The 8,629-nt window shown below is 41.9% G+C and carries 9 protein-coding genes; 7 read left to right on the top strand and 2 right to left on the bottom strand.

The window, feature by feature from the left end; genetic code table 11:
• The 4 genes from ACZFYI_RS10915 to ftsZ all read left to right on the top strand — a co-directional run.
• A partial coding sequence (locus ACZFYI_RS10915) for a UDP-N-acetylmuramate--L-alanine ligase (protein ID WP_462524163.1) occupies positions 1 to 1,119 on the top strand: 1,119 nt, incomplete at its 5' end.
• Complete coding sequence (locus tag ACZFYI_RS10910) at positions 1,116 to 1,874, top strand: cell division protein FtsQ/DivIB (RefSeq protein WP_462524162.1); 759 nt, start codon at positions 1,116 to 1,118, stop codon at positions 1,872 to 1,874. The genes ACZFYI_RS10915 and ACZFYI_RS10910, both read left to right, overlap by 4 nt.
• An 11-nt stretch (positions 1,875 to 1,885) precedes the next feature.
• On the top strand, positions 1,886 to 3,208 hold the full coding sequence (gene ftsA / locus ACZFYI_RS10905; RefSeq protein ID WP_462524161.1) for a cell division protein FtsA: 1,323 nt from the start codon (positions 1,886 to 1,888) through the stop codon (positions 3,206 to 3,208).
• Positions 3,209 to 3,319: 111 nt separating this feature from the next.
• Positions 3,320 to 4,957, top strand: a complete 1,638-nt coding sequence (gene ftsZ, locus ACZFYI_RS10900; protein WP_462524160.1) for a cell division protein FtsZ — start codon at positions 3,320 to 3,322, stop codon at positions 4,955 to 4,957.
• A gap of 2 nt (positions 4,958 to 4,959) precedes the next feature.
• On the opposite strand, the gene ACZFYI_RS10895 is transcribed toward ftsZ, so the two are convergent.
• Positions 4,960 to 5,484, bottom strand: coding sequence for an NADPH-dependent FMN reductase (locus ACZFYI_RS10895; protein ID WP_462524159.1), 525 nt, complete (start codon positions 5,482 to 5,484; stop codon positions 4,960 to 4,962).
• 496 nt (positions 5,485 to 5,980) lie between these two features.
• Between ACZFYI_RS10895 and ACZFYI_RS10890 the strand changes: the two genes are divergently transcribed.
• The 3 genes from ACZFYI_RS10890 to ACZFYI_RS10880 all read left to right on the top strand — a co-directional run bounded on the left by ACZFYI_RS10890 (position 5,981) and on the right by ACZFYI_RS10880 (position 8,442).
• Entirely contained in the window at positions 5,981 to 6,556 is a 576-nt protein-coding gene (locus ACZFYI_RS10890; RefSeq protein ID WP_462524158.1) for a tetratricopeptide repeat protein, read from the top strand.
• Between the two features lie 305 nt (positions 6,557 to 6,861).
• Complete coding sequence (locus ACZFYI_RS10885) at positions 6,862 to 7,287, top strand: hypothetical protein (protein ID WP_462524157.1); 426 nt, start codon at positions 6,862 to 6,864, stop codon at positions 7,285 to 7,287.
• Positions 7,288 to 7,617: 330 nt separating this feature from the next.
• Positions 7,618 to 8,442 (top strand): cyanophycinase, encoded by an 825-nt coding sequence (locus ACZFYI_RS10880; RefSeq protein WP_462524156.1) that lies wholly within the window; start codon positions 7,618 to 7,620, stop codon positions 8,440 to 8,442.
• Here the strand turns inward: ACZFYI_RS10880 and ACZFYI_RS10875 are convergent.
• The coding region (locus tag ACZFYI_RS10875) for a hypothetical protein (protein ID WP_462524155.1) at positions 8,409 to 8,629 on the bottom strand (221 nt) is incomplete at its 5' end. The two genes, ACZFYI_RS10880 and ACZFYI_RS10875, sit on opposite strands and share 34 nt — an antisense overlap.

Genomic DNA, 8,629 nt, shown 5'->3' with positions numbered 1-8,629 from the left:
TTCCAAAACAACGGCTACAGCATAAAGAAAAGGGCTGCCGTGCTCGGGATGATTACAGCAGATCTTCCGACGATAGCCGTAGCGGGAACACATGGCAAGACTACAACTTCTTCCATGGTCGCCCATCTTTTGAAATCGGGAGGAAAAAATATCGCTGCCTTTTTGGGTGGACTGACACAAAATTACAATTCCAACCTCATCCTCCATGATGAGGAAAGTGGAGACGCAACAGTGGTCGTGGAAGCAGATGAGTTTGACCGCTCTTTCCTGCACCTTCATCCAAATGTGGCTGTGGTCACCAGTGCCGATCCTGACCATTTGGATATCTATGGAGATGATGCACAGATGATGGATGGATTCCGGGCATTCATTGACCTGATTGCTGCCGACGGGTCATTGTATATCCATGCTAAGGCCTTCCAAAAACTCGGCGCTCCGAAATCCGAATCAGTAACCGTAAAGCAATACGGGATCAATATCGGAGAGATCCAAGCCAAAAACATTGTGGCTGGACCTGCTGCTTTTACTTTCGATTATGTCAGTGGAGACAAAGAAATCAAGGGATTGAAAATGTACATGCCGGGATTCCACAATGTTGAAAATGCCCTGCCTGCCATCACAGTCGCTTTGGATTATGGGATAAAAGAACAAGCCGTCCGAGAAGGATTGGCAAGCTATAAAGGAGTAAAAAGAAGATTTGAAATCTGGGTTCAGGAAAAGGACAGGGTATTTATAGATGATTATGCCCACCATCCTGAGGAGATTCGTGCTTTCCTTTCTTCGGTCAAAGCAATGTATCCTAACAAAAAACTGACGGCAATTTTCCAGCCGCATCTTTTCACAAGGACCAGGGATTTTGCAGCAGGATTTTCCGAGAGCCTTTCCCTAGCGGATGAAGTGGTTTTGTTGGAAATATATCCGGCAAGGGAACTTCCCATCGAGGGAGTAAATGCATCAATGTTGTTGGAGGGAATCACTTCCGACAAGAAATCACTCCAATCCAAAGAAGGATTGTTGGATTATCTCAAAGCCAATCAGCCGGAGGTTTTGGTCACTATCGGTGCCGGAGACATTGACAGATTGGTATTGCCCATTGCAAACTGGATGAAATCGCTATGAAAAAGTTCAGGATAAAAAAATCATTGATTTTTGCCGCTTTGACATTGGTTCTGATCGGCTTTATCGGATTCGTTGAAAAAAAGGATTCCGAAAAGGTATTCTCTGGTATTGAGATTAGGGTCAAAGGAATTGCCGATGTCTATTTCGTGAATGAAAAGGACATTTTGAAAAATATACAGAACGAATTTCCTCTCCTTCAAAAAGGAATCTCCATGAAGGAAGTGGATTTGAATAAAATTGAAAAGAAGGTAGAGACCTATGCTTTTGTACGCAATGCCGAAGTGTTTGCAGATCTTAAAGGACATGTGATGGTTGAAATCAGCCAACACATTCCGATTGCCAGGATCGTGAGACCAAGTGCAGCGGACGGCTACATTTCTACGGAAGGCAAAATCCTGCCAACCTCCAATTCATATACCACGAGGGTGATGACACTTGAAGGGGCCTATGCCGAGAGCCTGTTGAAGCTCGAAGATATTTCTGAAAGCCACAGCGACCTCATGGCCATGATCAATTTCATCAATGGAGATGAGTTTTGGAAAGCGCAGATTTCCGGAATGGATATTCCCAAAAAGTCTGATATCAGGCTTTATCAGCAAGTTGGCAAGCAGGTCATCGAATTTGGTGATGCCAAAGATTTAGAAGAAAAATTTGAAAAGATAAACCTGTTTTATGAAGAAATCATCCCTGCAAAAGGATGGAATGCATACAGCAGAGTGAGTGTAAAATATAAGGGCCAGATTGTTTGTGAATAATTGAAATCGCTATGGAAAATAACAAATTGATTGTAGGACTTGACATCGGAACCACCAAAATATGCGCCATCATCGGCCGCAAAAATGAGTTTGGAAAACTTGAGGTTCTCGGGATGGGCAAAGCCGTATCCGACGGAGTCATCCGCGGTATCGTCACCAATATTGACAAGACTGTCAATGCCATTCAAAAAGCCATGCAGGATGCGTCCGATATGGCCGACGTGGATATTGTGGAAGTGATTGTCGGGATTGCCGGACAGCATATCCGCAGTACAATCCACCATGGGGTCATTATCCGTCAGCCCAATCAAGATGAAATCACCGTGGAGGATGTCAGAAGACTTTCCAATGACATGGAAAACATCGTCGTACCTCCCGGAAATACCATCATCCATGTCATGCCACAAGACTATACTGTGGATTATGAAGATGGAATCAAAGACCCTGTGGGAATGTCCGGGTCCCGACTTGAGGCTGATTTCCATATCATCACTGCGCAAACAACTGCCATCAATAACATCAACCGTTGTGTGAAGCGTGCCAACCTGATTTCTCAGGATCTGATCCTCGAGCCATTGGCCAGTTCTCTGTCTGTACTTAGCGAGCAGGACAAAGAAGCCGGGGTTTGCTTGGTGGATATCGGCGGAGGCACCACAGACATTGCCATATTTTACGACAATATCATCAGACATACTGCCGTCATCCCATTGGGAGGAAACATCATCACTTCGGACATCAAGGAAGGATGCATGGTATTGCACCATCAAGCTGAGTTGCTCAAAACCAAATTTGGCAAAGCCATTGCAGAAGAAGCCAATCCAAATGAAATCGTATCTATCCCGGGTCTTCGAAACAGACAACCCAAGGAAATTTCCATCAAAAATCTCGCTGCGATTATTCAGGCAAGGATGGAAGAAATCATCGAATACGTCCAAAATGAATTGGTAGCCAGCGGCCACTACAAGAAGCTTACAGGAGGAATTGTCCTCACAGGTGGGGGCTCGCAATTACAGGGAGTATCCCAACTCTTTGAATACATGACCGGGCTCGACACCAGAATCGGCTATCCAAATGAGCACTTGGGAAAATCCAAAATCGAGGAAGTAAAGAGCCCAATGTACGCCACTTCAGTAGGATTGGTATTGGCCGGATTCAAATCTCTTGACGAAAGGGAAAATCTTTACAGACTAAGAAAAGAAAGCGTGAACAACAACACACAAAAAGCACAGGCCAAACCTGTAAAAACAGAGTTTGGCCCGAACATATTCTCTAGCATAGGTAAGAAACTGAAAGGTATCATCGCCAATGATATCCAAGAGGACGATAATTACTAGGGCTTATCATACTAGGGAGGTAGAGGACTTTGTCTTCTACTTCCCTTTCTTAACAAAAACCATACTAAAAAGGAAAACAAATTCACCAATAGATAAAAAATGTCAGATAACATGAAAGATTACAAATTTGATCTTCCAAAAAACCATAAATCAATCATCAAGGTGATTGGTGTTGGAGGAGGTGGTTCCAATGCTGTGAACCATATGTACAACCAAGGTATCAAAGATGTGGAGTTTGTCGTGGTCAACACGGATGCACAGGCTTTGAAAAGTAGTCCCGTTCCTTTGAGACTTCAATTGGGCGCAAACCTAACCGAAGGACTTGGCGCAGGTGCCAATCCTGAAAAAGGAAAGAGCGCTGCATTGGAAAGCAAAGAGGACATCAGAGAATTGCTTTCGGACAATACCAAGATGGTATTTATCACTGCCGGCATGGGTGGTGGTACAGGAACAGGTGCCGCACCGGTGATCGCCAAAATCGCCAAGGACATGGACATCCTTACCGTAGGTATCGTTACTGCTCCTTTTGTATTCGAAGGAAGGAAGAAAATGATCGCTGCACAGCAGGGCATCGAAGCTTTGAAAGAAAGCTGCGATACTGTTTTGGTCATCCTGAACGACAAATTGAGAGAAATCTATGGTAACCTTGCCATCCGTTCGGCTTTTGCCAAAGCTGACAACGTGTTGACGACTGCCGCCAAATCCATCGCCGAAATCATCACCATCCATCAGGATGTCAATGTGGATTTCGAAGATGTGAAAACAGTCATGAAAAATGCCGGTGCTGCCGTGATGGGTTCTGCAACCGAAGAAGGCGAAGGACGCGCCATCCGTGCTGCCGAGAAAGCCATTGCTTCTCCATTGTTGAACAACGTGGACATCAAAGGCGCTCAGAAAATATTGCTTTCGATCATGTCCGGTGAAGATGATGAATTGTCCATGGACGAATTGAGCGAAATTACCGAATATATCCAAGAAAGAGCCGGTGACGATGCTGAAGTCATTTTTGGTCAGGGTATCGATGCTGAACTGAGCAAAGGAATCCGCGTCACAGTCATTGCCACAGGTTTTGAAATGGACAGGCTGACCACTGCTTCTCCTTCAGGAAAGAAAGAGGAAGTTGTCGTCGCTGCGGTGAAAGAAGAAGAGGATACAAGCAAAAAAGTAATCGATCTCGAATCAGGCAAGACCTCCAAAGTAGAAGAGGATGCCACTCCTGCTGCAGGTCAGACCTACACTTTTACTTTCAACAAGCCTTTGTTTACTCCAGCCAATGAAAGCAAGCCTGAAGAAATCAAGCCAAAGACAGAAGTTTCTGCCCCTGCTTTTGAAAACAAAGAAGAGGAAGAGATAGAAATGGAGCCTCAGTTTGAGTTTGTTCCTGCTAAGTCTGAGTCTAAGAAAGTGATCTTTGAATTGAATACCGAAGAAGAGATCACAGAAGAATTGCCAAAGGCAGAAGAAAAAGCGGAAGAGAAGCCTGCGCACAGCAATGATTACTATGAACAACTAAAGCTGAAAGCCATCCAAAGGGCGCATGAGCGTTTTGAAAAGCTGAAAAGCATCAAAACCTACAACCACCATCCTGAGGAATTCAAGGAAAAATTAGAGACACCTGCTTACCTCAGAAAAGAAGTGAAATTGGCTGATGTGCAGCACAGCTCTGAGAGAAGTATCTCAAGGTACAACCTGACGGATGAAAATGAGTTTCTGAAGAACAACAGGTTTTTGCATGACAATGTTGATTAACTCTAAAAGTTAATCAACATTTCTGCCTGGGTATGGAGTAATTCCATGTACAGCCTGTTGGTGAGCAGGTTATCTGACATATTGTCCTCGATCTTAGCTAGTTTGGGTTTGAGGGCAAGTACATGCATACCCACGTAGTGGAAGATGTCGGTGAGGTGGCTCAAAGCGATGCCACCCCCGCCTATTCCTGATGATATGCCTACCAAGGCGCATTTTTTATTGCGGAAAGAATTGGGATAAGTCATCCCATCGATAAAACCCTTCAGAATCCCCGGAAAGGAACCATTGTATTCAGGTACGATAAAGACAAACTTTTTCCCTTCTTTGACTTTTTGGTGAAATACATTGTAGGCTTCATTCTTTCCATTGTTGTGGTAAAGGGCCGAGAAAATAAAATCATGGGGCAAATCCTCTAAAAGTAGAATCTCTGATGGCGTATCCATTTTGGCCAAAAGATCCTGATATATCAATGCTATTTTTTCGGAGATGGAATGCTTGCGGTTGGTACCGACGATGATTTTGATCATGAAAAGGGTGCTTTCTGTTATTTTGCTGTAAATACAATCTAGAAAGTCAATAAGTTTCAGGAATGTTTAAAATCAAAAGAGGTTTTTCCCACGAAGAAACAAGGAGGACATAGTCGGATATTAAAATTTCCCGCGAAGTCGCTAAGACGCAAAAGGCGGGTACATCCCACAAAGGCACAAAGACAACTAAGTCGGAAGGCTTAGAGCCGTCAGACTTTTTTGGATCAAACTGAAAAGTGCTTTAAAAATCTGGTAAAGAAAAATTCTCTCTCGCGAAGCCGCTAAGACGCAAAAGGCAGGTACATCCCACAAAGGCACAAAGACGACATAGTCGGAAGGCTTAAAGCCGTCAGACTATTTTGAATCAGTTATCCAATTATGAAATTAAAAATTCAATTAAAGACTTGCCTATTTTGAAATGAAATTCACTTTTTTGATATTACTTTTAGTTTTACAAAACTTAATCATCGGGTATTTTTAAAAAAGTCTTCCAAATATGGAGTTAAAGAAGGTTCTCTTGCTACCATCATATTTAATGAAGGTCAATAATCAATGGAAGAAACTTCAGGCTATTGAAAAACTATATTTGGAAAAGAAATGGTTAGAATCTATGTCCTTGGCCAATGAGATGATTGTTTCAATGGAAGAGGATTTTTATGGGTTCTATTATCGAGGTTTATGCAATTTTCAGCTAAAATTTTTCGAAGAAGCAATTGAAGATTTTAAACGGGCCATTGCCAATGCCGAAAAGAACAAGTTCCCCAAAGTGATGCAAGAATCTATTTTTGATTGTAATCTTCGAATCGCTATGGTTCACAGGGTTCAAAGGAATTATGATCTTGCTCTTGAATTAATTGATTCAGCTATTAAATTATTTCCTGATTCCATAGATGGGCATATTTTGAAGGCACAAATTTACCAAGATTTAGGAAGAACAATTGATGCACTTGACAGTATCAACAGCGGCTTGATTGTGAAACCCAAAAATTCTGATTTGTTGAAATTCAAGGATAATCTGGTATATCAATATTCAAGGGAACAAAATGAAAAAAGAAACGGCAATGAAATTTAGAAAAAAAACAGCTAGGCGTAGATTCTATCTACACCTCACCTAGGTGTAGAATAGCGTGTCTGCTAAGCGTAGTTTTTAACTACGATTTTCTATTATATGAATTTGTAATTCAAGTTGCCAAGAATTACCTTTCGATTAGAGGTTTTTGATTTGTATTCAATTACAAATTGAATAGATAAGAGGGTGGGATTACAAATCCCACCCAGTCCTAGCATCAGGCGTTTTACTACGCTCAGGCGGGGCCTTGAAAAGGAAAACGTTCAAAAGCAAATCAGTGAAGCGTTCCAGCAAAATTATCTATGAAAATGAAAGGAATATTATTAGTCGTAATTATTGTATCGCTTTTTGATCATTGCAATTTGCGAGAAAAGAAAAAAGTGGAAATTATTGACATTTTCGGTACGACTTGGGAGTGCAGTATAGCCGATGGTTGTATAAATCGCTATGAGTTTAAGGATGATAGCACTTTTTTGTTCTTCAGTTGCGAGATGGAGGATGTATATTTTGGAGATTATTACTTTAAAGACGGTAACCTTATGATTCTTGAAAAAGGATACGCTGCTGATACGAACCTCATGTCGAATTTTACAGAATGGAAATTATACAAATTAGAAATTAAAGGAGATACTTTTAAACATGTTTTGAAGTTTGATTGGGTAAATGGAAAATGGGAACCTTCTAGTTTCAAATTTGATCAAAGTTACCTATACCATAAAAGTAAAGAAATTTAGACTTTCGGAAATAACAGGCCCAACTTGGGCGTAGGTGTGTCGTGAAGTCCCCGTCTGGGCGAAGAAAGGCGTAACCGCTAGGTATAGATTGTATCTGCACTTTTTTATTTTCTGAATTTGCAATTCATTTTGCCAAGAATTACCTTTCATTTGAGCGTTTGGTTGAATAATCTAATTAGATCCCGATCCCCCGTGAGTGTCTAGGATAATACTGTAGAATTACTTCCTACACCTGTACGGAATCCACCCAGCCCCCCCCGATCAATTAATAAACTTCACCTAGAAGGGCTAAATTGACAACCAAACTTAAAATATCAAGACTATTGCCAAATGAAAAAGCCAATCATCTTTCTCTTCCTCTTATTTGTAAACTTCACTGCTTTTGCTCAGGGCAAACTTTTTATCATCGGGGGAGGTTCCCGACCTGCATCAATGATCGATGAGATGATAGATGAAGCCGGGGTTCGTTTTGAAGGATATGCCGTAGTCCTTCCGATGTCTTCAGCCGACACAGACGCGGCCATAATTTCAGGCAAAAAGCAATTCTCAGATAACGGAATTTCGTCCGTAACGGCATTTAATTTTCTTATGGGCGAAACGCCTTCCACCTCACACCTGGATTCTATAAGAAATGCCAAGTTGATTTTTATTTCAGGAGGTAGCCAAATCAGGTTTATGGATGTGGTGGCAGGTACAGCCATAGAGAGGGCAATTTGGGATTGTTACCATAATGGAGGCACCATTGCCGGAACCAGTGCCGGTGCCGCTGTGATGAGTGAAAAGATGATCACAGGAGACCAAGTCCTCTACCCTGAAGCTGATGGGGGTTTTCGGGTGATTGAAAAAGGAAACACAAAATTGTCGAATGGATTGGGGCTTGTCAAAAATGCCATCATTGACCAACATTTTGTCCAAAGAAGCAGGTACAACAGGCTAATCACCCTTGCAATAGAAAACCCATCCCTCAAATGCATTGGTATTGATGAGTCTACAGCAATTCTCGTGAGTGGTAATAAAGTAAAAGTGATTGGCCAATCCCAAGTCCTTGTTTTTGATGGTTCAAAAGGGAAAAAGCGGGAAATGGGTGAAAAGCTAGGGATGAAAGATGTGAGATTGAGTGTCTATCTAGATGGAGATACCTTCTCTCTCAAATAATTATCACCCTTGGATAAGCCTAGCAATATGCATCTTACCTCACCTACTCTTATGCCGTTACCGCTAGGGGTAGGTTCTATCTTTAAAAGCAAGAATATTCTGAAATCTTTATCTTCCCTGTTTTTGGGGTAAACCCTTTTCCTCACTTTACCTTTTTGCTCCCAAAAACAGGGTACTTCGCATTTCC

The sequence above is a fragment of the Aquiflexum sp. genome (assembly GCF_977115555.1).
Note: the sequence above shows the minus strand (reverse complement) of the source record. Positions and strands in the feature narration are given on the sequence as shown.

Excerpts from the sequence above, each read along its gene's own strand:
- ACZFYI_RS10910 (WP_462524162.1), top strand. The coding sequence starts at position 1,116 with ATGAAAAAGTTCAGGATAAAAAAATCATTGATTTTTGCCGCTTTGACA.
- ftsA (WP_462524161.1), top strand. The coding sequence starts at position 1,886 with ATGGAAAATAACAAATTGATTGTAGGACTTGACATCGGAACCACCAAA.
- ftsZ (WP_462524160.1), top strand. The coding sequence starts at position 3,320 with ATGAAAGATTACAAATTTGATCTTCCAAAAAACCATAAATCAATCATC.
- ACZFYI_RS10895 (WP_462524159.1), bottom strand. The coding sequence starts at position 5,484 with ATGATCAAAATCATCGTCGGTACCAACCGCAAGCATTCCATCTCCGAA.
- ACZFYI_RS10890 (WP_462524158.1), top strand. The coding sequence starts at position 5,981 with ATGGAGTTAAAGAAGGTTCTCTTGCTACCATCATATTTAATGAAGGTC.
- ACZFYI_RS10885 (WP_462524157.1), top strand. The coding sequence starts at position 6,862 with ATGAAAGGAATATTATTAGTCGTAATTATTGTATCGCTTTTTGATCAT.
- ACZFYI_RS10880 (WP_462524156.1), top strand. The coding sequence starts at position 7,618 with ATGAAAAAGCCAATCATCTTTCTCTTCCTCTTATTTGTAAACTTCACT.